The organism is Gemmatimonadota bacterium, from assembly GCA_022560615.1.
Taxonomy (GTDB): domain Bacteria; phylum Gemmatimonadota; class Gemmatimonadetes; order Longimicrobiales; family Gaopeijiaceae; genus UBA1138.
Genome location: JADFSR010000005.1, coordinates 134,384 through 159,393 on the forward strand (window position 1 = coordinate 134,384; position 25,010 = coordinate 159,393).

Sequence of the window (25,010 nt, forward strand, 5' to 3'; positions counted from 1 at the left end):
CTCCCGCGCATGCCCGCCACTTTCGCAGGCCCTTGCTGACCATAGCTGCTAGGTCCTCCTCCAACGTAGATGGGGCCTCGCTCATAGTCAGTACCGCCGAAATGCTCAAACGTTGACTGGTAGAGATCACGTGGGAGACGCCGCCGCCCCCCCGCGTGTGCGGTATGCATGGGCGCTGTCTATTCAGGCGACTCCTCCGAAAACACGCCTACGGCGCCGCTACACCGTAGCGCTCACGGAGAGCGGTGATCCCCTCCGGCCGCCCGATTACGGTGAGCCGATCGCCGTCGAGAAGCGCCGTATCACCTCTCGGAATGACGAGCTCATCGCCGCGGCGGATCATCGCGATCAACGTACCGTCGGGAAGCGACACCTCGTGCAGATGGAGGCCGATCAGAGCGGAGCCGGCCCGGTCATGCCCGAGCATCATCACGAAGATCCTCTCGTTTCGGAACAGCGCCTCCTTCAGTTGCTCGTCGCTCTCAGCCCCGAGCCACTCGGGCATGAAGCTGTCCTGATCCACACAACGCGCAATGTGCGCCAGAATCCGGAGGTGCTGTCCCGGATCCGCCTCCGGACTCGCCAGAAAGAAGACCGCTCGAATCGCTTCCTCCGAAGCACGCTCCACCCCACCTGGTTCGCTCTCGAAGCGAACCCCCTCACGCACTCTGGCCAGTAGGATGTAGGAGCGGTCGAGCAGCTCCGATCGCATGTGCGGTAGCGCAGCGCCGTGTGAGACCGGGGTCGCTCCCATGCGCGTACCCTGGAGGAATCCCTCGTACAGTTGGCTCGCCGTTACGGGCAAATCCAAAGCCAGCTGATTGGATGCTTGGTTCGCCAGTTCTTCGAAGTCGATGGGCCCTGCCAGATCGAGCAGACGGGCATGGGTGAGGAGTTGATCGAACGGGTCGGCCTCGCGCGGCCCACGTTCCTTCATGATCTCGCGAAGTTCCCGGTCCAGTCCCTCGTATCGCTGACGCCCCAGCCGTTCGAAAACGTGGAAGATCGCACCCTCCCGGCTGATCTTGTCGCGAGCGTAGTACGTGTACCACATCGCTCCGAAGGTGATCAATCCGCCTGTGAAGAGGGTCGGTAGAAGCCCCATGTTCACGATCATCCAGAACGGACCGAGGATGCCGAGGATCTGAACGGCCGGGTAGAGCGGGGAGCGGTAGCCAGGATCGTAGGACTCGATGCGACTCTCCCGCATCACGATCACTGCGAGGCAGGCAAGGGCGAACAGCACCATCTGAAACGCGCTGGCCAGCTTCGCGATCCTGGTGGGATCAAAAAGCACGACCGACAGCAGAATCATTCCCACCGTCACAGCGATGCCCACCGTGGGCGTCCCCCGCCCACCGACATGGCTGAACAGACCGGGTAGCAGCTTGTCTCTCCCCATGGCGAGCGGGTAGCGGGATGCGGCGAGGATCCCAGCGTTCGCGACGGATGAGAACGCCAGCACCGCGGCCACCGTCATGATCACCGCGCCCCACGGACCCACCAGGCTTTCGGCCACGGTCGCGACAGGTGTGAGATCTCCGCCGTCCCTGGCGAGTCTATCCACACCGACGACGCCCACCATCACCGAGGTTCCCACCACATAGATCGCGATGACGCTGCCGAAGGCCAGGAACATCCCCAGGGGCAGGTTGCGCTCCGGATTCTTCACCTCCTCGGCGACACTGGCTACCGTCGTCAGCCCCATATAGCTGACGATCACCAGCCCTGCGGTACTGATGATTCCGGTGCTACCCGACCCGAAGAAGTCGCTGAAGTGGCCCACCTCGAGCTGAAGCACGCCAACGCCACAAAACCACAAGAGCAGGATCAGGAGCCCAACCAGGAGCAGCACTTGGAAGGACCCACTCTTCTTTGCCCCGAAGTAGTTGACCGCGCCGAAGAACACCGCGAACCCTCCCGCGATCGGGCCCATCTCGAGACCCGGGAGGAAGAGCTCCAGGTAGGCGCCGACGCCGATGAGCGCGAACGCGCACTTCAGGACGACCGCGATCCAGGTTCCGAATCCGCCGATCGCCCCTACGAGCGGACCCAGGCTCCTGTCCAGGAAATAGTAGATGCCACCTGCCCTGGGCATCGCGGTCGCCAGCTCCACCATGCTGAACAGCCCGGGTAGGAGGATCAGCGCCGCGAGCAGATACGAGAGCGGCATCGCCGGGCCCGCCCCAGCGGCCGCGAGCCCGGGGAGGAGAAAGAAGCCCGAACTGAGCGTCGCACCCGTGGCAATGGCATACACGTCCCACAGCCCCAACTGCTTCTCGAGCGATGACGGCTTCACCGGAGTCCTCCTGTCGTGCGTCGATGCGCGGACACGCTTCCCTCCTCATGGTCACACCTTGGCGCGCACCGGAGCCTGACGCTGCGGTCATCCCGACACGGGCAGACGCCGAACCGTCTCGAGGAGTTCGGACACCTTGCAGTGACCTTCCACCGGGTGTCTCAGTGGGCGATCCAGGTAGACCGTATAACGGTTTCGTCGGCCCTGGCGGACCTTAGTGACGTACCCGGCGTCACAGAGCTCCGTCACGATGCGTTGGACCGCCCGCTCGGTGAGGCCCACCCGGGCGGCGATATCGCGCGAGCGCGCCGACCGGTCCTCGGCGATGCAGATCAGGACGTGGAAGTGGTTCGTGAGGAAGGTCCATCCTGGGCTGCCCGACTCACGGCCGACACCGATTGCACTCATACGGCTGATCTCTCCGTATCATCGAGCCAATCAGGATCCGGAATAGCGGAAACGCAATTTACGAAATCTGAATCCTGTTACATATTACGTATAACACGCCATCGTTTCTGCGCAAGTAGCAATGGCCTTGGGAGGCCCGATCGTGGGTGACCTACTCCAGTTGGGCGGGACTCCATTGCCCTTGTGGGCTTCGATCCTGCTCGTGGTCGCAGCATCTGGGCTGGTTGCCGTGAGCGCTCACTGGACCGTGGAATCCGCTATGCGAGTCGCGCGGGACCTGGGGATTTCCGGGAGTCTGGTCGGTCTCACCGTGGTCGCTGCCGGCACGTCCGCACCCGAGTTCTCCGTGACGCTCATGGCTGCGTTCGAGGGCCGCGGGAGCATATCGATAGGCAACGTCGTTGGATCGAACATATTCAACCTCGGGTTTATCCTTGGGAGCGTCGCGCTGATCAAGCCGCTCCAAACGGACCCGCTCATCGTCTGGCGGGATGGGTCGGTCTTGGCGGTGGCCACGATCGCGCTCTTCGCCTTCGTCGGGATGGACCTCAGCCTCGATCGTGGCGAGGGCCTCGTCCTGTTCGCTGCTCTCATCCTATACCTGTGGTATCTCGTGCCGAGTCGACGTCGGTTTCTCGAGGGCAGCCCCCCACTCGTTGGCGAACAGACTTCCCGCGGCGATTCACTTCGGCCTGTTGCAATCGATCTAGTCCGCCTTGCGGGAAGCCTTCTGATGATCGTGGTCGCGGCCCAGATGCTCATCTACGGAGGAACGTCATTAGCCACGTCACTGGGTCTCAGCGATTGGGTGATCGGCGTCACCATCATCGCCGCGGGAACCTCCCTTCCCGAGTTCGCGACTTCGCTGGCCGCTGTAGTGAAGGGGCGCTACGGAATCAGCCTGGGGAACATCATCGGTAGCGATATCTTCAATGTCCTGGGAGTGCTCGGGCTCACGGGGATGATCCGCACGGTGGAGGTTGAGCCGGCCGCAACGGCTTCTCTTGCCGGGCTCTGCGTGATGGTTCTGATCACGCTCCTCTTCATGCGGACAGGCTGGAGACTGTCGCGGAGGGAAGGGCTCCTTCTCATCGCCTTGGCCTCCGTCCGCTGGATCCTGGATCTGGCCTGGAGAGCCTGAGAGATGCCCAAGCTCAACTACCGAGTGGGGGCCCGACCGCGCGGTGAGCAGCAGTCATGATCTCACGATGTGCGGATGCTGACGCTCGGCAGATCTGCGGAGTCATCAACGCCGCCGCTCGTGCCTACGAGGGAGTGATCCCGACCGACTTTTGGCACGAGCCTTACATGTCCTTCGAGGAACTCCGATCTGAGATCGACGACGGGGTGTCGTTCGTGGGGTACCAAGAGCAGGGTGAGTTGATCGGCGTGATGGGTTCACAGGACGTTCAGGACGTGACGCTGATTCGGCACGCTTATGTGCGGCCGGAGCATCAGGCTCGAGGAATCGGCCACGCCCTGCTGACCCACGTTCTCTCGGGGACCTCCCGGCCGGTCCTCGTCGGCACGTGGAGCAACGCGATCTGGGCTATCCGCTTCTACGAGCGGCACGGCTTTACCGCGACGTCTCCCGACAAGGCCCGGTGCCTGCTCGAGCGGTACTGGTCAGTACCGGAGCGGCAGATCGAGGTATCGTCGGTCCTCATTGGTCCAGGGGGGGCACCAACGGAACCGTTCTCAACGGTGTCGAGTTCAGCGAGCACCTTCTGATTCTTCTGCACACCCGGGCCCGACGCCCGCACTCTGAACACGCGGTCACGCGGTGCGTCTACCAAGGCGAACTACACCTACCGGTTCTAGACCGGTTGGAAGAGCAACCAGCTCTTCGAGCGCCGTTCTCGCGGTACATGGGGCCGGCCGCTCGACTTGTCCGTCCGACCGCTGACGGATACGGTGCTCAGCACTCGATGGCCCAACGGGGTGAAATCAGCGCGGAGGTGAGAGATGACGCGACACGGAGCGAAGGACCGGAGAACCCAGTCGCGACGGGCCTTTCTTGTCAGGGCGGGCGCGACGGCGGCCGGTTTGGTTCTTGCCCCGGGCCTCCTACCACGGGGGCTATGGGCAGCCGGAGTGCCACGGGGTGCGTTGAGGATCGGGATCATCGGGTCCGGACAGATGGGAGGGGCGGTCGGCCTGCAGTGGGCGCGGGCGGGACACGAGATTCTCTTTTCCTCCCGCCATCCCGAGGAGCTCACGGAGCTCGTCGAGAGAGCCGGCTCCGGGGCTCGCGCCGGCCTCCCACAGGAGGCCGCCACGTTCGGGGAAGCCGTGCTCATCGCGGTGCCGTACGGCGCCCTCCCCCAGGTGGGCCAGGACTACGCGCCTTTGATGCAGGGTAAGGTCGTCATCGACTGCGGGAACCCCCGTGCGGACCGCGACGGACCGATGGCAGACGACGCGATCGCTCGGGGAACCGGGGTCGCCTCCGCCGAGTACCTGCCGGGTGTCCGTCTGGTGCGCGCGTTCAACGCGCTCAGCGCGAGGCAGGTCGAGCGGGAAGCTCATCGTGAGGGTGAGAAGATCGGGATCCCGATCGCGGCCGACGACCAGGACGCGATCCAGACGGTGGTGGACCTCGTCGTGGACGCCGGCTTCGACCCGGTCGTGGTCGGGGCCCTCTCCCGGGCGAGAGAGTTCGACCGGGGTACACCGGTCTACGTGAGGGGAATGACCGCGGCCCAGCTCCGGGAGGCCATGGGCCTCAGATAGTGTGACAGACCGGCCTGCCTCAGCTCTTCGAGCGCAAGATCAGCGTGGCCTGAAGTGAGTCCCGGGCGCGCTAGTGCATGGCTCGCGGTAGCTCTCGCGGCGCTCGCGGCCTCCGCCGAAGCCCAGTGGGTCGAGACGCCCGGTCAGGGATGGGCTGATCTCACGGTCTACCACCTGGACACCCGGCGGATCTTCGACATCGATGGCAGCGTGATCGACTTCTTCGCGGACGGGCACGCGGTGAGCACCTCCGCATTTCTCACGGTGGCCGCTGGGATCCTGCCGGGCGTGGACGGATGGCTGCAGGTCCCGTACCAGCGGCTCGACTATAAGGACGCGGGCGACGACCTCGTCCGTACCGGGATCGGGGACAGCAATCTCTACCTTCGCGTTCAACCCCTCCTCTATCTCGGTTCAGACTTTCCGCTAGCCGTGCGCGCTGGTGTGAAGGTGCCCGTGGGAGATTTCGCTGTGAGTTCCGACGTCATCCCACTCGGTGACGGGCAGACGGACTGGCAGCTCATGACCGAGATCGGGCACTCCTTCTACCCTTTCCCGGCCTACGTGAGCGGGTGGGTGGGGTACCGGTGGCGGGAAACCAATGTCGAGGCGCGGCGAGACTTCGGCGATGAGGGGTTTTTCCTGGCACAAGCCGGAGCAAACCGCGGGAGGCTTGGCTTCCAGCTCATCGTCGAAGGCATGGAGAGCGTCACGACCCCTGTGATCGAAGGCGTTCCCCTACCGAACGCGGAGCGCTCCATGCTCCTCGTCACTCCGAAGATCTCCTACGGGGTCGCTTCGGGCACTTTGAGTGCAGGAGCGAGAATCGCGTTGGCCGGGAAGAACTTGCCCGCTGGTACGTCCTTGGTCCTCGGGTATTTCAGCCGTTGGCCGCTCTGAGGTAGGCACGGCGCTCTGATGTCGTGCCTCGGTTGGCACGCCATCGGTCGGTGGGTGTTCCCGCCGGTCGCCAAGCGATAGACTGGCGGGACGGGCCGGGTGAGCCCAGGTCACTCCAGGCTGGAGGTCGATGTGAAGCGATCTACTGTCGCGAGGGTTCCTCGCGCCGCGACGAGCGTCCTGCTTCTCGGCATGTTCGTCGGTATCTCGGCTTGTAGTACGACCGGAACAGCGGGAACGGGTCGGCGGAGTGGGCCGCGCAACGAAATCACGGCCGAGCAGATCGCTGACCTTCCCAACGCCGTTGGCACTGCCTACAACATCATCGAGCAACTCCGGCCGCGCTGGCTCCGGGCTTCTCGCAGCCAGGGCACCCCCGGTGGCGGCCCGGCCCTCCCCGTGGTCTTCATGGATCAGACGTCCTGGGGAGACATCGCATCTCTGACCGGGATCTCGGTCGCGGAGGTCGAACGGATCGAGTTCCTCGACATGAGAGACGCCACGATCCAATACGGTACGGGTTACCCGGGCGGCATCATCCGAGTGGTCACTCGGCGGGGCAGATAGCTAGATACTGGGGTGGTCTCGAAAAAGCGTCGGCGTGTCGTGTATAGTCAGCCATCTGAGACGTCCATGGTGTGAGGGGTCGGCGGAGCCACACAGCCCCAATCTTCGCATCTCGTCGCTTGAGGTCCCATAATATACTCACCCCAAGACTGGGTCCTCGCAGTATCCCTCGGCAGGAGGTAACCATGGGTTTCCTCGGAGGACTGTTCGGACGCTCCGGTGACCGCAAGGACGTCGCGACGGATCGCTGCATGCAGTGCGGGATGACGAAGGGCGCACACACTGAATGGTGTCCGGGCGCGCCGGATGTGGCTGCGGCACCGGCGCCCGAGTCAAAGGCCCCGGAAGAAACGGCGGAGGAGACCGGCGAAACCCCACCGCCGATGTAGATCAGGCCCCGAAGGCGTGAATCCCGCTCAGCTCAGTCTCTCAGGCCGCCGTGGCAGCAGCCCCCGCCAATGTCCTCGCCGCCAGCCGAGCGATCGCGGCCATTCCATCGAGGCCGTGGCGCTCCTCCACCTCCTGGTTGTAGTTGGTGGTCCCGTTGATGTCGTAGGTGTAGCGCACGCCGTTTCGGTCCTCGACGAACTCGATGCCGGCGATATCGATTTGGAGCGCTCCCATGAGATCGACGTAGCGGCGAATCAGCGGGTCGTCCGCCGTCAAATCCTCGCGAAGTGAGAACTTGCCGTTCCCCTCCGCAGGGCAGAGCGCGTCCTCGGGCCCACACTCGACGGCCGGGCAGAGCTCGAAGCCGTCCTCGGTGCTCGAGCGGATAGCGTACTGGAAGACGCCCCCCACGATCTCCACGCGAGTGATGAACGGCTCCGCCGGCTCGATGTACTGCTGCAGCAGCGTCACGTCGTCCGGACCCGCGACGAAGTCGGCGCCGTCGACATAGGCGTCGAAGCTGTCGAGGTCACGGAAGAGCCGCACGCCGAGCCCCTTCCCTCCCTGGTTGTGCTTGGTGATGAAGGGCAGCTCCATCTCCCGGGCAGCCGCCTTCAACTTGGCGGGACCGACGACCGCGACGGTTCGTGGTGTGCGGATGCGGAACGCGCGCAGAGCTCGGTCCTGACGGATCTTGCTCATCTCGAGCGCAAAGGCCCGGCTGCCGTTGAGCACTCCCCTGCCGTACGCCTCCAGGTGGCCGAGGTACTCGCCAAGGAAGCGTACCCCGCCCTGGTTGCCCCGCGTGTGTGATGACGGGCTCATCCGGTTGAGGAATACCCCCTGCGGAGGCGGGCTCGACAGGTCGAAGACTCCACCGTCGGTGAAGTGGAGCGCGTAGGGCACACCCTGTCGTTCCAGCGCCGCCTCGAGCGGAGGCAACCAAGCCGGGTTCTCATATATCACGTGGAGGGTCATGGCCTTCCATTTCGTTGACGGACGTAAAAAAACCCGCCGGGCAGAGCCAGGCGGGCGACGTAACCGACAGGAGTCGGTGCTTAGGTCAGCACGCCTCGGCCCGGGGGGCGACAACAACAACACGCGCAGCCGGCGTGGTCATTGAAATCTCGGTCGATGGCTTGGCTGATCATGGGGGAATGTCTAGCCGTCTCCGGCGTTGCTGGCAAGGCCAAACGGCCGTCATCCGCTCGACCATGCGCGGTGCGTGGATGGCGTCGGAAGGCCACGACGCTCACTCCCCTTCGGGTGGCGAGATCTCACGACGCCCCCCCGGCGCCTCGAGCAGATCCTTGTAAAAGTCCCGCTCTTCCTCCAGGCGCTGAAGGCGGCCACTCAAATCGTGCATGGCGTCACGAATACCGTCGAGTTCCGCACGCTGGCCAGGGGGTAGCTCCGCTTGCGGCTGCCGCCGTGGGGAACGACGGCTCAACACCCTGCCGAGCGTCGATATCAGGACCAACGCGATGACGAATTCGAATAGGCCCACTGTCGGGGTCCTCTCTGAGGATGCGGCACCCTCCACGGATGCCTCGGTGTCGGAAGATTCTCCGAAGCCAACATCCTACCGAGTACGCGCTACGCGCAAGAAACGCTCAATACTCGACGACATTGGGTCGATCGACAACCTCTTCGGCTCAGCGCCGGTCCCGTCGACCTCCGGCGGGCGATGGACCTCGACCGTCGCGCTAGTTCATCGCCGAAGACAAGTCGACCCAGCTCCGGATCCCCAGCGGGCGCGGCCTGTTCAGCGAGCTGCTGTTGAGGATCGCCCGGGAGACCGCACAGGTCGAGTTTTGAATCACGGAGCCACCGGTCACGCTCTGGCTCTCGAAGTTCGCGTTGCCGGCGAGCACGCCACCGAACACGCGATTCCCGTTTCCCTGTGTGTCGAAGTTGCCCTGAACGATGATGGCTCCGTAGAAGACGAAACCACCGCGCAGGTCGAGATCACCCTCGACGAGCAGCACCCCTTGCCCGACTCCCCCGGACTGGATGAGGGCGTCGCCGTTGACGTAGATGAGGGGGAAGTAGCTCCCGCAGGGGGCCGTCGGATTGAGTGGATCACCCCAATTCGTCAGGACGCTCGTCGAGCACTGGCCGCTCACGACAGCGGGTCCCGTGCCATTGATGGTGCCAGCGGGCAGGCTCAGATCCGCCAGTGCGACCAAGTCGTCCCAGCTCATCTCTCCAAACTGCGTGAACGTACTGTTCGAGATCGTCGTGTCCTCCTCGAGTGCGGGGTTACCAGTGAGCTCGCCCTGGCCCGAGGTCGTCACGTTCTCGGCGTCGTCGGTGAGCACGCCAGGCTTGTTCTCGGCCGGGAAGGAGCAGAGCCCGCCCCATTCGGCGGGGTCCACGTCCTCACCGTGGACTTCGGCTGTCCCCCCGACTGAGGTGATTCCTCGCGTGGTCAACGCCGCCGGGGGATCGATATCCGCGGTGAAGAGCCGAACGACCAATCCCACTCGCCTGCTCGCACCGGAAAGAACCTCCCCCCCTTTAGTCACCGTGCTCGTGGCCTCCAAGACGTAGATCCGCGAGCCGACGCGCGTGACCTCGGTCGACACGACACCTGTGTCCAGCGTGTCGGTGAGAGTGGTGTCGCCCCAGAGCGGAAGAGTGGATAGCACCACCGCGTCCCAGTCGACCATCGTGTTGGCGAGACCGCGCTCGGCCAGATAGAGCGCAAGGATGCCATTGCTGTTCGCGATCGCCACCCGGAGCTCCTGGCGACCGAGGAATGTGGCGCCCGTGATGATCACCGCCGCGATGAGCATGCCGAAGATGGCCATTGGAAGCGCGAAGCCGCGCTCGTCCTGCATGTTCATCTCTATCCCTCCAACCGGTCGGACCGGTCAGTTTCTGGCGTACACGCGGGTCACGATGGTGTCCGAGAGCGGCTCTCCGCCCGGACGCGCTGCTCCCGGAGCCGATCTGAGCGTGATCCGGAACTGCGCCACGTCGGCCGGGATCGTGGTGGTCGCCCCCAACGAGTCCAGATACTCGATCCGCAGCCCGCCTTCGCCGGGCGACCTGAGAGGGCCCACCAAGGGCTCGGCCTCTCCGGACGGAGCGCTTCGCGCCAGGTACCAGCTCCCGTCCAGCGACGCGAGGGAGTACGTATAGTGCTGATACACCCTCACGGGCGCTCCCGGGAGCACCGAGTCGGCCGCCAACGCCGCCTCCATGCCTGGCAGTGTGATCTTCTGGGCCTCATCCCCGCCCCCGCATGTGACAGTGGTGTCCACCGTGCCGACCAAGGCCGCATGCCACACGTCGTCCGAAGCCTTCCCGGGATCGTTGTCCGCGAGCACAAAGACCGAGTCGCCAACGCCGATCCAGCGGCCGTATCGCATCACGGTCATCTCAGCCGAAGTGACCGCTCCGCATACGATTCCGAAGGCCGACGAGCTGCGCACGGTCATCGAGTCGGCGGCGATACGAATGAGGTCGCCGCCCCGCGGGCTAACTTCGCGGAGCGCGGCGAACAGGATCTGGGAACCGCCGCGGATGGTCTGCTGCGAGCGCACCTTCGAGTTCAGGATGGTGTACGCCCGCAGATTGGTGGTCAGGACGTTGTGCACCGCAGCCAGCACGAGCATCCCCAGCACCACGACGATGGTTAGCTCAATCAGACTGAACCCGCGCTGATTCGCTGCGTTCATCGTCGCACCAGTCGGTACTCGACGGTATCCGTCGCGTCCGCCGCGATCATCACGGGGCCACCGTTGCTCACTAGCCCGGGGCCCGTCGTAACCACACGAAGACCCTTCGCACGCGAGTTCTCGGCCCACGTCTGCCACTCCACCGTGTACGCGCCGGCCGTGTCGCTGCCGGTCTGGTACGTATCGAACGACTCGGCGCGAACGCGCTCTATGACCGACTGCAACACCGCGGACCGGTCCGTGTCCATTTCAGCGATCTGGACCTGGCGGACCACATGCAGGGTGACCCCGGCCATGCCGAGCATACCGTAGGTCAGGATCATGATGGCCATCACGACCTCGATGAGGGTGAACCCGCCGGAGTGGCCGTCGGCAGGTGTGATGCGCGCGCTCATGTGCCCACTATCACTTGGCCGAGGGGGCGAAACGTGAGCTGCGTGGTCTCGCCACCCCGCGCGAACCCGATGGTGACCGATGAGTCGAACGAGTTGCACCCGGTGTCGGCGATTCCGTTAGGCGCCATGCACAGCAGGAGCACTTCGTCGGCGACGATGTCCGTGCCGTGGGAGGTAGCGAAGTCCACGCGCTCGACGACCACCGCTCCGTCCGAGACCCACGCGCTGTCGCCAGCGGGATCAACGAACAGCCGCGTAACGGTCCCATGTTCGATGGCCCGAGCTCGGGCTCGAGCGTGCAGCGCTACCAACGCGCTGCGCGAGGAATCCACGGCCATCTTGTCCAGGACTCCCCCTCCCGACCTGACGCCTGCGCCGATCAGGACGCTGACAATGAGGCACACGACGACCATTTCGACCATAGAGAATCCACCGGTTCCCCGAATCAATCGTCCCACTGCTCCTCCTCGCCGGTCCGAGAACGCGAACCGGCGGACGTGTGCCATGTACGCAGCCAGACTGCGACTGCGGTCACGTCCGGGATGGTGCTAGGACAGGAATCCCGGTGCCGAGTGCCTGGGTAGAGCCTCTATTCTGACGCCCCCCCTAACACACCGGCCCCGAGATGGAGGCCGGTCGGTGGGGGATCACAATCCACGCGACAGTCTTCGCAACTGCTTGAACCGTGCCAAAGACGAGAATCGCCCTATTCCAGGCGTTTCGGGGACCGGAAGCGGTTCGAGGCTGGCACTTTTTTGCCGATGTAGATACCCGTTGCAGGTTGCCGCACACGCTGCTGGCGTTCTCCCCTCGGAACCGCCCGAGGGCCCAACTGATTGGGTGGGCGATGAACACGTGCTCACCGGGATGGAGAGTGAGGTGATGCGGAATTCTGTCCTAACGGGCGTTGGTCCCGGCCTCGTCGCGGTGCTCGCCGTGGCGTCGTGCGACGCTACGGGCCTCGCGGTGACAGATCCCGCCCAGGAGGACGAAGAAGAGGTCTTCTGCATCGGCTCCCGTGCCGAGCTGAGCTACATCACTTCTCCCGACGCCATCCCGGCGCTGACGGACCCCGCCTTCGTCGCTTCCGATCACGTCGACGCCTCGTACCTCGAAGACGACGACCGGGTCATCGCGTTGCTTCTGGACGGTGAGCCTCTGGCGTTCCCGATCAAGGTTCTCCAGTGGCACGAGATCGTGAACCTGAATCGGGGGAGCACGCGGCTCTCGATCTCGTACTGTCCGCTCACGGGCACTGGCCTGGTCTTCGATCGATCGGCGGTCGGTGGCGCGGAGTTCGGCGTCAGCGGTCTCTTGTATCGCAACAACCTCGTCTTGTACGACCGCGCAGACGAGCCCTCCTTCTTCCCGCAGATGAGCCGGCGCGCAGAGTGCGGCCCTCTAGCGAGGTCCCGTGTGTCGCTCCCGATGGTCGCCTCGTGGGAGATCCGCTGGGATGCGTGGAAGCGGCTGCATCCCAACACGCTGGTCGTGTCCAGCGACACCGGCATCGAACGGCCGTATTCCCTGCCGCCCAACGCCGAGTACGAGCGCATCGACAACCCCGACGTCTTGATTCCGATGGAGATCGATCCTAGGCGTCCGCCCAAGGAGCGGGTGCTCGGCATTCCCGACAGCTTTACGGGCGGTTCCGCTTTCCCATTCGAGGAGCTCAAGACGAGCGAGCGACTCGCGATTCCGTTTTTACACGCCGGGCGGGGCGGGGTCGTTTTTTGGGAACGCGACGCTGAGGCGGCGCTCTCCTTCTTCGATGAAGTCGCCGGAGCGGAGCTCAGCTTCGACGTGACGAGCGACGGCTTCGTCGACTCCAACACCGGCACACGGTGGCGCCTGGACGGGTTGGCCATCGAGGGCCCCCTGGCGGGGGAAAGGCTCGAGCCGGTACCGGAAGCGTACGTGGCGTTCTGGTTCGCCTGGGCGGACTTCCAGACCGAAACGTGGGTGTGGCTGTCGTCGGGCTTGGACAGCTGGCCGGAAGGGTCGTAGCGGCTTTCCCGAACCATGCCGAACTGGGAACCCCACGACACCTCAGACGCATTGGGTCGACAAGTGCAAGCATGATCTCAGGTGGGATAACCATGAAGACACCCGGACTCGGGCTCGTGCCCGTTCTGCTCGCGGCGGTCATCGCAGCTGGTTGCGGGGACAAGGCCTTGGTCGATCTGGACGGGAATCTGCTGTGCTCCCTCGATCCGGACCTGCTGGTTTCCACTCTGCCGCCTGACGCGATTCCCGCGCTGACGCTGCCGGACATGGTCTTACCCGATGATCCCTGGGCGCAATACCTCTTCGACTTCGACCGCGTGCTCGGCGTCGTGGTCAACGGGGAGGCCCGAGCGTATCCGCACAACATCCTCTGGCATCACGAGATCGTGAACGACCGCATCGGGGATACGTGGATCTCAGCCACCTTCTGCCCGCTCACGGGCTCGGGGATCGTCTTCGATCCCTTCATCGACGGTAACCGGCTCGACCTGGGCGTCTCCGGGCTGCTGTTCGCGAACAATCTCGTGATGTTCGACCGCATCACCGGTGCCGTGTACGGGCCGCAGCTCTCGGCCGAAGGGAAGTGTACGGCCTTCCGCGACCGAGCGCTCGCGCTGCGCTCCGTTCAGGAAATGAGCTGGGGCCGCTGGAAGGCGCTGCACCCGGACACGAAGGTCGTCGGGGCCAATACCGGCATTCCTCGAAACTACCGCTCCTACCCGTACGGCTCCTATGACCGGCTTACGAGCTCGGAACTTCTCTACCCGATGAGCGTGGACGGCTCGCGCCCCATCAAGGAGCGTGTACTCGCCATCCGAATCGGCGAGGGCGGGCGGGGATACCCGTTCGGCGAACTCTTCGGGATGGGACCGACGTCCGTCGTCAATGAGTCGGTGGGCGGCATCCCCACGGCCGTTTTCTACGACGCAAGGGACGGCGAGACCGCGGTCGCATTCGATGCACGGGTCGCGGGCCAAACGCTGACCTTCAGCGTCGCCGGGGAGGGTGTGTGGGTCGACGCGGAGACCGGCTCCACCTGGACCATCGGTGGGGCGGCGACGGATGGCCCGTTGCTTGGAGAGCGCCTGATCACACGGAGCGATGCCTTCGTCCTCTTCTGGTTCGCGTGGCGACACTTCCAGCCCAATGGGGACACTTTCGTCCAGTGATGGCTCGGCGGCCTTGGCGCTAGCTCGGAAGCCAGGCCACCTGAATCTGAGCCAGATAGTTCGACCGGTTCTGGTCGGTGAAATTGAAGCGCGTGACACGCTCGTACCCGAGTCGGACGGACGTGCGCAGCTCCGATCCGGCGTGCTCGCGCGTCCAGTCGACCGTGGCCCTGAGGCGGATCTCGTCAGGGTTGTCGGCGGTTCGTCTGCGGGGGAGCCCATCTGTTGGAAAGGCCCAATCATCCCCGCTGTACCGCTCCCACGTGCCGGCAAAGCTCACCACATCGAACCGACCTCGCCAATCCAAGCCACCCCGCCACGATGTAGCCAGAGGACCCATCGGATCTCCGATCAGGCGTCTGCCGACGGTAAGGCCGTCGCGGAGCTGGTGATGAGTATGCGGACGCAGCCCCGCGATGTGACCCTCGAGCCAAAGGTCGAGACGTCCTCCGCGGCCTCGCCCCACGACCTTCATTCCGACGGTCCACGCGGCGTCGGACCAGAAGGACTCCGCGTGTTTGATTATTGTCGCGTCCAGATCGGTCGAGAGTCCCTCGAGGTAGAACTCCAGACCTTTGCTGGGCAAGGTGACGCGTACGTCGCCCATCACGACCTTGTCCGAGATCTCTTCGCCCTGAGGCTTGATGAGAAAGATGTCGAGGAGTCGCTCCTTGACCGTCGCACCGGGAGCGCCTTCGCCTCCCTGGTTGTTGAGCAGGGTCAGGCCTATTTCCACGGACCGGCTGGGGCGTAGGCTCGCCTCGAAGACGATCAGCTTGCCGTGCGGTATCAGTCGGTCGCCGCCTAGATCTGCGACCCAAGCCGCTCCGGTGAAGGACCCTAGAGCCCCAAGAAACCAAGGAAGTCGTGCCGGGCGTTCGTGAGACACCCGCACCATGTCGAGTCCGCGAGCGTTGTGAGAGAGCAAGGGTCCGGCCAATCGGCCGTGACCGCTGGCGACATGGTTCCGACCCACCTCTAAAGCCATTCCGGCAAATACACCGCGCACGTAGGCGTCCAGAAGCGTCGCGCCTTCTTCGCTGGACATACCGGTAGGGCGAGAATGCCACACGCGAGGTCGGAGCTGGACCGCCACTCGGGGAGTGAGCTGGATATCGGCGGTCGCCTCCCCCGCCACCGTCCATCCGTCGGCGAGGATCCGTCCCTGATTGCGTTCTAGCAGCGGGTTGACGTCGCCTTCGATGAAGCCCTCGTCGTAGCTCACCCGGATTGGCCGACTTGGACTGTCCGCCGACGTCAGAGCGAACGCCGCGGACCTTGCCGAGAAGCCGGCGTCGGCGCGGCCACACACATCGTCCGTCGTTTCGCACAGCAACGTCATCTCGTGCGCGAAACGCGCCTCGAGACGGCCGAGCGCCTCGTGAAAGCGAGCTCGGCCTTCGTCGGAGCCATGCAACGTAGCGCGAGCCTGTGCCGCGAAACGCGCAAACGCCATGCGCGAATACGGACGCTGAGCCATCGACGGTACCTCGACCAGGCCGAAGGCGAATAGCGCGTCGAGGTCCGCGTACGCCGGGTCGAGGTTCGGGACGTAGGGGGAACCCTGGGCCAGAGCGTCGGCCGGACTCAAGGTCGCGGAACCCAGCAGTAGCACGAGAACGCTGACGGCCCGGTGGATCGGGGAGGCAGCTAGAGATCGATGCCTTGCCGAAGGTGAGGTGGCGGTCACGTGGTCTGCGCCTTTGTTTCGTCCGACTTTCGCGAACACAATGATGAGCCATGGGGCGCAAGGTGAACAGTGGACGGGCACCGTGTACCTTGGGTCGCAACTACTTCCTTCAGGGCTTCCTGATCAACGTGACCTTTATTGCTCAGTCGGAGGCGGAGGCGTGATCCCACGCGTGATTCACCAGATTTGGCTGGGGGAATCAGGCGACCCGTCGCCACCTACAGCGTTCCGCGAGGCGGCCGCCACGTGGCGCGACCACCATCCGGACTGGGAGTATCGGCTGTGGGACGCTGCGGACGTCGACCGGCTTTTCGCTTCCAGCCGGCCCGACCTTCACACCCTCTATCGCAGCTACCCACATTGGGTGCAGCGTGCGGATGCAGCCCGGTACCTCATCCTCCACGAGTTCGGCGGCGTGTACGCCGATCTGGACATCCGATGCGTGAGCAGCTTCAACCGCGTCGCCGACGCCGACCTACTGCTCGCACCCACGGAACCGCTCGGCGTGTCGAACGACCTCATGGCGGCTGCCGCACACCATCCCCTATTCCACAGTCTTCTGGATGAGCTTGCGGTCTCGCATCGTCGTTGGGGAAGGCCGTGGGTGCCTCGCCACTTCCAGATCATGTGCGGCACCGGCTCTTTGCATCTGTCGCGTGTCTTCGCGAGGCTCGACGCAGCCACGGCTGTGCGGCTCCTCACTTCCGGTGAGTATGGCCACGGCAGCGCCGACGAGGCACTCGTTCACCATATCGAGGGTAATTCGTGGGCGGGGTGGGACACGCACGCCCTCGTCTTCCTACAGAACCGGTGGCCAAGCCTCATGCTGGTTGCGCTGATCCTCGTTGCCGCGTCGGCCTTTTTCCTCGGGAGATAGGACATCCAGCGCGACGGAGAATCTCGGCGCGTAACCGCCCGAGCTTACACCCCCCGAGAGGAGCTCGCCAACATGCTCACGCATGGCGCAGGCATCCTCGCCAGTGCCGCCGGAACGGCAGTGCTCGTCAGCCTGGCGGCAGCCGCCGGCACCGCGGCCGTTGTGGGAGCATCAGTCTTCGGGGGCTCGCTCATCCTGCTCTACACGGCATCCACGCTCTACCACGCGACCCGCAGACCGACCACCAAGGTGCGCCTCAAGGTGCTCGACCACTGTGCCATCTACGTCCTCATCGCGGGCACGTACACGCCCTTCACGCTCGTGGGCCTCCGAGGCGCCTGGGGGTGGAGCCTGTTCGGCGTCATCTGGGGGCTGGCCGCGGCAGGTGTGGTCTTCAAGCTCTTCTGGACCGGGCGCTTCCCGAAGGTATCGACGGCGCTCTACATCGCGATGGGATGGCTCATCGTCATCGCCGCCGCCCCCACCATCCGGGCGCTATCCCCCCTAACGCTGGCCTGGCTCTTCGCGGGAGGCGTGGCATACACCTCGGGCACGTTCTTCTACCACAACCGCCGCATCCCCTACGCCCACGCCATCTGGCATGTCTTCGTGCTGGCGGGTAGCGTCTCCCACGGCATCGCGGTGGCACTGCAGATGGTGGGCGCCTGACGAGCGCGCCCTCGGGGCTTCTCGCTACCGCCCCCCCTCCGTCCTCTCCTGATAACGAGCGCCACTCAGCACGCCAGCGAGCGCGTAGTTGCCTTCGTGGCAAGCATACTCGTAGATCTGGCCGTCGAGCGCCTTGAACGGAATCTGGCCGCCCCACGCACTCTCATACGTCGAGGGGTCATCGATCGTGAACTCGTAGAGCAGCGTCTCGTCGTCGACTCGCGTGAAACGCTCCGTCACCTTTCGATCTGCCGAGGGACCGGCCCCGAGAAACTGCTGATCGGAATTGATGTTGGTCGTCTCGACCACGAGCGTATTCCCTTCATACCAACCCCGCGAGTCACCGAACCATGGACGCAGATCAGCGCGCAGCGGATCAGCTTCACCCAGCCGAATGATGCGCACGTCGTGCACCATCTCCGCCATGATCATCACGTAGTCGGCGTTCTGCACGATCGTGTAGTTGTTGTTGTACCAGTAGTTGGGGAGCATCGGCGGACCGGCGCTGGACCCGAAGGAGACGAGACACCGTTCAGCGTTGGGTCGGAGCTCCGGATGATCGTACGGACCGAACTGGCTCCTGAGCGCCTTCTCGTCGGCAATCCGCTGGCGCGCCTCGGACGTCATCTGCGGTACGCGGCCGTCCGACGGATTCATGACGAGTGAGCTCCTGGGCTCACCGCTCACGATCGCGACCCGGTCGCCTGGATCCCTATAGACTTCGTTGTAGCACGAGGTCCCTGAATCGATGCAGATCGGGTTCGTACCACCGGCCGGAGGCGGTGCGCGGTCCGGATCGCTCGGCGCATTGGTCAGCGCGACGAGCTCGGCCTGACCGGTCTCGAGCTCGCTGACCTTGTCCCACGTGAGAACGGGCGCCCAGCCTTCGGGGCGCTGGAGGGGAGTAAGCGTCGCGTTGGTCCAGTTCCCTTGCAGGTCGGGGTGACCGTGCACGGTCCTGGGCGCTTCCCAATCTCCCGCGTCGGAGGCATGAGTCTGGGCGACCGCGGGGCAGACCAGCACCGCCGTACACGCCAGCAGCGCTATCGCGGCGATCGCGGAGTGCTTGAGCGGAGCCGAGGTCGAGAGATTCACGGTCACCTTTGTTCCTCCGAGCCGACGGACGTCCTTCGAAGGTGTCCGTTCGAACATGCGGACCCTTCAGCGGTGAAATATGCGGACCGCTGCCCCGTCCAGCCAGTCGGGGCCTCAGAAACCCTTCGTGCGCACCGCCTCGCCGGCCTTCGTCACCACCAACCCCTCGACCCCGTCGAGAGGCTCCAGCAAGCGAACGCCGGCATCGGGCCCGAGCACCATCACGGCGGTCGACAGCGCATCGGCCGCCATCGCGGTTCGTGCTACCACCGACACCGACGCGGTGTGGGTGGGAGAGTGCCCTGTCCGGGGATCGATGATGTGATGCGCGCTGCGGTCCTCGGTGAACCACTGCAGATAGTCCCCCGAGGTGGCGATGCAGCCGCCGGCGAGCCGAACGAGATCGATCGTGCCGTGCTCATCCCGGGGATCCTGCACCGCCACTGTCCACGGTTCGTCGACCGATCTCGCTCCGCCGCTCGCTATATCCCCTCCGGCGTCCACGAGCACCCGGTCGGCCCCCGCTCCCACCAGCGTGGCGACGGTGCGGTCGACGACGTAACCCTTCGCGATCCCGTCGAGCGTGACCGACATCCCGGGGCGATCGAATTCCACGCCGGCCCCCTCGATGCGCACGCCTTCGTAGCCGACGAGCGGGAGGGCACTGGCCACGGCAACCGCGTCTGGCAGCCCCTCGCCGCGCTCAGCCCGCGAAGCGTAGAGGTGATGCAGCGGCGCGACGGTCGGGTCGAACGCGCCCGCACTCATGCGGGCGTAGTCGAGCGCCTGAGCCATCACCTCGAGCAACTCCGCGGGCGCGTCATCGATGCTCCCCACGGCGTTCAGTCGCGAAAGCGGACTGTCGGGCCGGTAACGGCTCAGGATCGCCTCCAGCCGGGTTATCTCCGCGAAGGCCTCGTCGACCATTGCGCCCGCGGCCGACGCGTCGGGATGCACGACCGTCACCGTGACGAGCGTCCCGAGCCGCGTCCGGGTGAGGCTCACGCGGTGGAGCGCAGCCCGTCGCAGCAGTTCGGACACCACGCCGGTGCCGAGCGCTGTCCCGACCCCCGCGACCGCGCTGATTTTGAGCATGTCCCTGCGCGTGAGGGATCTCCATCCAGCCGCGGGAGTCTCCGGCCGCTCAGCCAAGAGATGCTCCCGCGGCGCCTGACACCTGGAGCTGCACGAGCCGGGGGCGGATCTCCTCCATGTCGTGCCTGCATACGCCAGCCTCCTCGATCAGCTTGGTCTCGCAGACGTTGCAGCGCACGCACTCTTTGAAGTCCACGAGATCGCCGCGGATCGCGCCGGTCGGACACCCCTGCTCACACACCTTGCAGTGCCCGCAATGTTCGACGCGGCGGATGCGGTTCAGCGAGACGAGTGAGCCGATCGCGAGCGCCGCGCCGAGCGGGCACACATACCGACAGTAGAAGCGCGGCACGATCGCGGACGCGACCAGAAAGCTCAGCGCGATCCCCCACAACAGGACCGAGGTGCTCGGGAAGAAGACCGTCCCGAACGGCTCCACGTATTGGTACAGGCTGGCGTGGCTTCCGGCGATGGCCGGAATCAGGATCCCGCCCAGCAAGGCGTATTTCACCCATAGCGCACGGTCATGGACGGCTTGCGGCACCTTCTTGTGAAAGCGTGCGGGCACGACGTTGTCGAGCAGGTCCTGCAGTGCGCCGAACGGGCACAGGAAGCCACAGAAGACGCGACCAAAGAGCACCGTCGCGATCACCGTGAAGGTGACCATGAGCAGGAGAGCCAAGTCGTCGAAGTACACGGAGGGTCCGCGCCAGATGCCACTCGTGATGTGAGAGACGGACAGGAATCCCCCGTCGATCCACCCTAGGAAGACGAGCGTGACGGCGAGCGAGACGGCGCGGATCGATCGCTTCTTCATGAAGAAAGCGAGCGTGGCGAGTAGCAGCACCACGGCCATCGCACCGAGCCGTTTCGCTTCAGTTCGTTCAAATGCGCGAGAGAGGATCGTCTCGTCTTCGGCATAAACGAGGTCGAGCACGTCGAGGTCCTGGGCCGGCGTGAGCGACCCGCGACTGGCACGGAGCGCTTCTGCCGAAGGTGCCGCTTCCGGAAGCTCGGGCGCCGGCGTGTTCGCGGGTCGCTCGGCGCCTGGCGTGGGGCTCGCGCTTGCCGTCTCGCCAACGCCCCCGTTTGCCCGGTCCGTCGGGGCCGTGTCGCCGCCTGAAGAGGCTGTGGGCAGCGCTGCCGCTGCCAGAGCCTCCACCGCCAGCACCTCGCGCGCCTCGAGCGTGAGGTACTCGACCGCGTAGAGATCCAGGTTCGGCCGGAGATCGAACAGGATCTCGAACGGCCTCGTGATGTCGATCGAGGCGTCCAGGATCATCGCGCCAGTGAACCGTACCTGGTCGTACATGACGCCGCCCGCAGCCAGTCCAAATGGGAGGACCTGGTCTTCGGGCGTCGGGATCGTGTCACCGTCCTGAGCGACCGACCACCCGTCCCGGCTGAAGTAACGGAGTCGCGGGCCGTCCACACCATACGCGAACACATGCCCACCACCGACCGACTCCCGTGCGCGGTACGCGCTGGCCAAAGCCTCCGCGCCGACGAGGCGCTCGCCGAAGGCATCGTCGAACAGGTGCACCAGCGACAACTCCGCCATGCCGATCTCGCTGTCCACGATCATCACCTTCACGACCCCGGCCTGGCGTAGCTCCAACCACGAGAGAGCGTTCGCGTCGGCGACGACTCCTGGGGCTTCCGCCGCCCGCGTGAAGTATGCCTCGGCGACACGGCGGGCAGCGTTGCGCATGCCGAGCGAGATCGCTCGCACGCTGACCGTCGCGCGCGATATGCTCTCGACGTCCCTGAAGGGACGGAACGCATCGCCGATGTGCTTGTCCGCGTACTGCTCCTGGAAACCGCGCGGTCGCAGGAAGTCGCCGCGACTACTCCGCATCGACTCTCGATAGTCGGTAATTCGCATGCCGGTCAGGCGACCGTCGAGCCCGAGTCCCACGACGGTTCCAATGGGAGCGCTGTATCCGCTTCTCTCAGGGGGGACGTCGGCGGTGTGGAAGACGTACCCGACCAGGCTCTCGTCGCCAGTTTCAGGATCGACGCGGAACGCCTGCATCACGGTGGGATCCACGCCCCACTCCACGAAGCGGTCCACCCCGGGCATGACCTGATGCATCAGCTCCTCGGGAACGTCCCGTATGCGCTGCGCAGCCGCCCCCGCCGGGAGCAGCAGGGCGAGGAGGCAGGCACACGCGAGCGTGCGCAAGGAGAGGGTCATGGCGAGAGGGTCATGGGGCGGAAAGCCTAGTTCGCAACCGCCATCCCGTCCTTGTGAGGCGTCGAGCCACCGGTCATCACGCCGGTCTGGACATCGAACATGATGCCCTGGGCGCCGCCGACGCCCCCTCGTGTGGTTCTGCGCCGAAGCACGTGACCCCACGCCTCCAGTTGCGTCAGCACGTCTTCACTGATCCCCGGCTCGACCGTGACGTTCAGGCCACCGCCGTGGTTGATGCGAGGGATTTCGACCGCCTGCTGCATGTTCATCCCGAACTCGACGACGTTGAGGAAGATCTGGACATGCTGCTGGGGCTGCACGGCGCCACCCATCGCGCCGAACGTCATGAAGAACTCACCGTCCTTGAAGGCCATCGCAGGAATGATGGTATGGAACGGGCGCTTGTGCGGCTCGACGACGTTCACGTGGCCCGGCTCGCGAGAGAAGAGCGCGCCCCGGTTCTGCAGCGTGAAGCCGGTCCCAGGGGGAACCAGGCCGGACCCGAAGCCCGAATAGAGGCTGTAGATGAAGGACACGGCGTTGTGATCCTTGTCCATGACCTCCAAAAGAACCGTGTCACCGTCTCCGTTGATTCCCGACTCCGGACGCTCCGCCGCTCTCGTCGGATCGATGCGCTCGAACTGACTCCTGGCGTATTCGGTGGAGATCATCTCCTGCACCGGCAGATGGTTGAACTCGGGGTCCGAGTTCCACTTTTGGATGTCGGCGTAGGCCAGTTTCTTCGCCTCGATGAAGTGGTGCAGATAGTCGGCCGAGTTGTGGCCCATCGCACCCAGATCGACGTTGCCCAGGATCTTGATCATCTCGAGCGCCGCGATGCCCTGGCCGTTCGGCGGCAGCTCGTACAGCCGGTAGTTCTTGTAGTCGGCGTAGATGGGCTCGACCCACGTGGAGGTGTGATCCGCGAAGTCCTTCATCGTGAAGAAGCCGTCGTGCTCATTCGAGTACGCGACCATCGCCTCCGCGATGGGGCCGTTGTAGAACGCGTCCCTGCCATCCGCACCGAGCATTCTGAACGTATTTGCGAGATCAGGGTTCCGGAACACGTCGCCAGCCCTGGGTGCTCGCTTGCCGTCGATCAGCCACGTGGCCCGGGTCGAGGGCTCTTGGTTTCTCTCGAGGGATCGCCAAGCGTCGGCGATGATCGGCGACACTGCGAAGCCGTGCTCGGCATAGTAGATCGCGGGCTCGAGTACCTCAGCCATGCTCATGGTGCCGTACTTCTCCAGCACCTCGAACCAGCCGTCGACGGCACCGGGAACGGTCACCGAGTAGATCCCCCGAATCCGGTCCATGTCGTGTTTGTCGAGCTTCTCGTTGAGAGCCTCGAGCGTCATCCCGTAGGGCGCCCGACCACTCGCGTTGAGGCCGACCAGCTTCTTCTCGGCGGCGATGTAGATCATGATGAACGCATCACCGCCCAGACTCGTGCTGTTCGGTTCCACGACCGTGAGCACCGCAGCCGTCGCGACGGCTGCGTCGATGGCATTGCCGCCCGCCTTCAGGATGTCGAGCCCGGCGTTCGACGCGAGAGGCTGACTCGTAGCCACGACGCCGCGGAGGCCGGAGACTGGAGACCGGAGCGTCTCGTAGTCGAATCCCTCGTCTTCCTGTGCTTCTGCCTGTTGCGGATCGAGGCTGAGGAAGAGGCATGGCAGCAGCGCGAGCACGGTCGCGACGCGACGCTCAAGGATGGAGTTCAGCATGTGTCCCCTCATTTGGCCTTAAGGATTTTCACGACAATAGTAGGACCCTCAGCTCCCCGACGCTGTTCAGCGCCTCCCTCATTCCATGTCCGCGAAGAACTGGGTGAGACCTTCCATCACCCGCTGCGCTTCGGTCGCGCTCGGCTCCAGTGACGATTCGCCGCGCTCCCACGTCTGGCCCAGCAGGATACCGTCTTGTCGCGGAATCATGGACAGGCCGTTGGCGCCTATGATGTAGTCCACCTCCGGCTGCGGCAACAAGACCGTCAGTTGACCCTTGATCGGCGTGAGCTCATCGTCTGCGAACAGCTCCTTGGCGCCCAGGCCCGTGCAATTGATGATCAGTCTTTCGGGCAGAGCCAGCAGCGCCTGCAGGCTGTCGAAGTCGCGCACGACCAGGTCTCCGCCGGCAAGCAGGACATCGCGCAGCACAGCATCCAGATAGATCGATGGCTCGATCAGCATGGTCCAGAAGCGACGGGCATAGGGTCGCGGAAACGGATGCTCGTCCGGGGCGAGTTGCACGTTCTCCGGTGCCAGGTCTCCGAGCCGCCGACATGTTGGACGTCGTTCTCGGGGGAACGTCCTTGGCATAGATCGTCACCTCCAGGCCTTGTCTCTGGAGGAGCCGCGCCGTCGCGAGGCCGACGGCCCCGCAGCCGATGACGGCGGCCGTCGTTTCACCGGTCTTCAGAGCCTCTTCCATCGCCAGATGACCGGTGCCCCACGACATCGACACGCCGTTCGAACCGTGGCCGTAATTGTGGACGACCGTCCTTTCGTCGAACCGCTCGACCTCGACGCGGAAACCGGACGTGCGAAAAGGGCGCAAGCCGACGGTGGTCCGGATCACCCGATCGGGGGATACCTTGACCTTGGCGAAGCGCCTCGAGGGGCTGGACGTGCGTGCGCAACTCCCTAGGCTCGCCCCCAGCACGACGGCGCCCGCTGCCTTCAGCAACTGACGGCGATTGAGCTTGGTATCCATTTGGTCGTCCTCACGAAGGAACGTCCTCCCTCCGCCCACATTGCGGCGCTCGTCAGTTGGTGGCAATTGCCTGCGTCTCTCCCCACACCCCACTTTGTTTGCCCGTCCCCGCATATCA

24 protein-coding genes are annotated in these 25,010 nt (G+C 64.8%); 10 read left to right on the top strand and 14 right to left on the bottom strand.

The annotated features are described in order from the left end of the window. Nucleotides 1-208: 208 nt before the first annotated feature. Nucleotides 209-2,299 carry an amino acid permease gene (locus IIB36_05075; GenBank protein ID MCH7531122.1) on the bottom strand — a complete coding sequence of 697 codons (2,091 nt, stop codon included), beginning with the start codon at nt 2,297-2,299 and terminating at the stop codon, nt 209-211. A gap of 87 nt (nt 2,300-2,386) precedes the next feature. Further along, the gene (locus IIB36_05080) at nt 2,387-2,707 is read right to left on the bottom strand and encodes a winged helix-turn-helix domain-containing protein (GenBank protein ID MCH7531123.1); all 321 of its coding nucleotides are present in this window, start codon (nt 2,705-2,707) and stop codon (nt 2,387-2,389) included. A gap of 121 nt (nt 2,708-2,828) precedes the next feature. On the opposite strand from IIB36_05080, the gene IIB36_05085 reads away from it, so the two are divergent. From IIB36_05085 to IIB36_05110, 6 genes are all read left to right on the top strand, one after another. After that, nucleotides 2,829-3,848, top strand: coding sequence for a calcium/sodium antiporter (locus IIB36_05085; protein ID MCH7531124.1), 1,020 nt, complete (start codon nt 2,829-2,831; stop codon nt 3,846-3,848). Between the two features lie 56 nt (nt 3,849-3,904). Next, the gene (locus tag IIB36_05090) at nt 3,905-4,438 is read left to right on the top strand and encodes a GNAT family N-acetyltransferase (GenBank protein MCH7531125.1); all 534 of its coding nucleotides are present in this window, start codon (nt 3,905-3,907) and stop codon (nt 4,436-4,438) included. 234 nt (nt 4,439-4,672) lie between these two features. Beyond that, nucleotides 4,673-5,440 (top strand): NADPH-dependent F420 reductase, encoded by a 768-nt coding sequence (locus tag IIB36_05095; GenBank protein ID MCH7531126.1) that lies wholly within the window; start codon nt 4,673-4,675, stop codon nt 5,438-5,440. Nucleotides 5,441-5,494: 54 nt separating this feature from the next. Continuing rightward, the gene (locus IIB36_05100) at nt 5,495-6,340 is read left to right on the top strand and encodes a hypothetical protein (protein ID MCH7531127.1); all 846 of its coding nucleotides are present in this window, start codon (nt 5,495-5,497) and stop codon (nt 6,338-6,340) included. Between the two features lie 132 nt (nt 6,341-6,472). After that, the gene (locus IIB36_05105; GenBank protein MCH7531128.1) at nt 6,473-6,907 is read left to right on the top strand and encodes a hypothetical protein; all 435 of its coding nucleotides are present in this window, start codon (nt 6,473-6,475) and stop codon (nt 6,905-6,907) included. A gap of 185 nt (nt 6,908-7,092) precedes the next feature. Further along, a complete protein-coding gene (locus IIB36_05110) occupies nt 7,093-7,296 on the top strand; it encodes a hypothetical protein (GenBank protein ID MCH7531129.1) in 204 nt (67 codons plus the stop codon). Between the two features lie 40 nt (nt 7,297-7,336). Here the strand turns inward: IIB36_05110 and IIB36_05115 are convergent, their stop codons facing one another. The 6 genes from IIB36_05115 to IIB36_05140 all read right to left on the bottom strand — a co-directional run bounded on the left by IIB36_05115 (nt 7,337) and on the right by IIB36_05140 (nt 11,836). Next, nucleotides 7,337-8,275 (bottom strand): alpha-L-glutamate ligase, encoded by a 939-nt coding sequence (locus IIB36_05115; protein ID MCH7531130.1) that lies wholly within the window; start codon nt 8,273-8,275, stop codon nt 7,337-7,339. A gap of 274 nt (nt 8,276-8,549) precedes the next feature. Then, nucleotides 8,550-8,804, bottom strand: coding sequence for a hypothetical protein (locus IIB36_05120; GenBank protein ID MCH7531131.1), 255 nt, complete (start codon nt 8,802-8,804; stop codon nt 8,550-8,552). Between the two features lie 199 nt (nt 8,805-9,003). Next, nucleotides 9,004-10,146: a hypothetical protein gene (locus IIB36_05125; GenBank protein ID MCH7531132.1), complete on the bottom strand. Its 1,143-nt coding sequence runs from the start codon at nt 10,144-10,146 to the stop codon at nt 9,004-9,006. A gap of 27 nt (nt 10,147-10,173) precedes the next feature. Then, the gene (locus IIB36_05130) at nt 10,174-10,983 is read right to left on the bottom strand and encodes a prepilin-type N-terminal cleavage/methylation domain-containing protein (protein MCH7531133.1); all 810 of its coding nucleotides are present in this window, start codon (nt 10,981-10,983) and stop codon (nt 10,174-10,176) included. Further along, the gene (locus IIB36_05135) at nt 10,980-11,378 is read right to left on the bottom strand and encodes a prepilin-type N-terminal cleavage/methylation domain-containing protein (protein MCH7531134.1); all 399 of its coding nucleotides are present in this window, start codon (nt 11,376-11,378) and stop codon (nt 10,980-10,982) included. The genes IIB36_05130 and IIB36_05135 overlap by 4 nt, the downstream gene beginning before the upstream one ends. After that, complete coding sequence (locus IIB36_05140) at nt 11,375-11,836, bottom strand: hypothetical protein (protein MCH7531135.1); 462 nt, start codon at nt 11,834-11,836, stop codon at nt 11,375-11,377. Before IIB36_05140 ends, IIB36_05135 begins: the two co-directional genes overlap by 4 nt. Nucleotides 11,837-12,260: 424 nt before the next feature. Between IIB36_05140 and IIB36_05145 the strand changes: the two genes are divergently transcribed. Together IIB36_05145 and IIB36_05150 are read left to right on the top strand one after the other, a co-directional pair. Then, complete coding sequence (locus tag IIB36_05145) at nt 12,261-13,385, top strand: DUF3179 domain-containing protein (GenBank protein MCH7531136.1); 1,125 nt, start codon at nt 12,261-12,263, stop codon at nt 13,383-13,385. 92 nt (nt 13,386-13,477) lie between these two features. Continuing rightward, nucleotides 13,478-14,554, top strand: coding sequence for a DUF3179 domain-containing protein (locus IIB36_05150; GenBank protein MCH7531137.1), 1,077 nt, complete (start codon nt 13,478-13,480; stop codon nt 14,552-14,554). Nucleotides 14,555-14,573: 19 nt separating this feature from the next. Here IIB36_05150 and IIB36_05155 read toward each other — a convergent pair whose 3' ends face one another. Beyond that, entirely contained in the window at nt 14,574-16,244 is a 1,671-nt protein-coding gene (locus IIB36_05155) for a hypothetical protein (GenBank protein MCH7531138.1), read from the bottom strand. 43 nt (nt 16,245-16,287) lie between these two features. Here IIB36_05155 and IIB36_05160 point away from each other — a divergent pair, with 43 nt between their 5' ends. Together IIB36_05160 and IIB36_05165 are read left to right on the top strand one after the other, a co-directional pair. Then, nucleotides 16,288-17,121 carry a hypothetical protein gene (locus tag IIB36_05160; protein MCH7531139.1) on the top strand — a complete coding sequence of 278 codons (834 nt, stop codon included), beginning with the start codon at nt 16,288-16,290 and terminating at the stop codon, nt 17,119-17,121. 72 nt (nt 17,122-17,193) lie between these two features. Then, nucleotides 17,194-17,790, top strand: a complete 597-nt coding sequence (locus tag IIB36_05165; GenBank protein MCH7531140.1) for a hemolysin III family protein — start codon at nt 17,194-17,196, stop codon at nt 17,788-17,790. 24 nt (nt 17,791-17,814) lie between these two features. Here the strand turns inward: IIB36_05165 and IIB36_05170 are convergent, their stop codons facing one another. The 5 genes from IIB36_05170 to IIB36_05190 form a co-directional block, all read right to left on the bottom strand. Beyond that, nucleotides 17,815-18,891, bottom strand: a complete 1,077-nt coding sequence (locus tag IIB36_05170) for a hypothetical protein (protein ID MCH7531141.1) — start codon at nt 18,889-18,891, stop codon at nt 17,815-17,817. A 108-nt stretch (nt 18,892-18,999) separates the two neighbouring features. Further along, a complete protein-coding gene (locus IIB36_05175; protein MCH7531142.1) occupies nt 19,000-19,980 on the bottom strand; it encodes an FAD:protein FMN transferase in 981 nt (326 codons plus the stop codon). A gap of 49 nt (nt 19,981-20,029) precedes the next feature. Further along, nucleotides 20,030-22,177: a 4Fe-4S binding protein gene (locus IIB36_05180; protein ID MCH7531143.1), complete on the bottom strand. Its 2,148-nt coding sequence runs from the start codon at nt 22,175-22,177 to the stop codon at nt 20,030-20,032. Nucleotides 22,178-22,203: 26 nt separating this feature from the next. Next, the gene (ggt, locus tag IIB36_05185; protein ID MCH7531144.1) at nt 22,204-23,904 is read right to left on the bottom strand and encodes a gamma-glutamyltransferase; all 1,701 of its coding nucleotides are present in this window, start codon (nt 23,902-23,904) and stop codon (nt 22,204-22,206) included. 292 nt (nt 23,905-24,196) lie between these two features. Continuing rightward, the gene (locus tag IIB36_05190) at nt 24,197-24,892 is read right to left on the bottom strand and encodes an FAD-dependent oxidoreductase (protein MCH7531145.1); all 696 of its coding nucleotides are present in this window, start codon (nt 24,890-24,892) and stop codon (nt 24,197-24,199) included. Between the last annotated feature and the right edge of the window lie 118 nt (nt 24,893-25,010).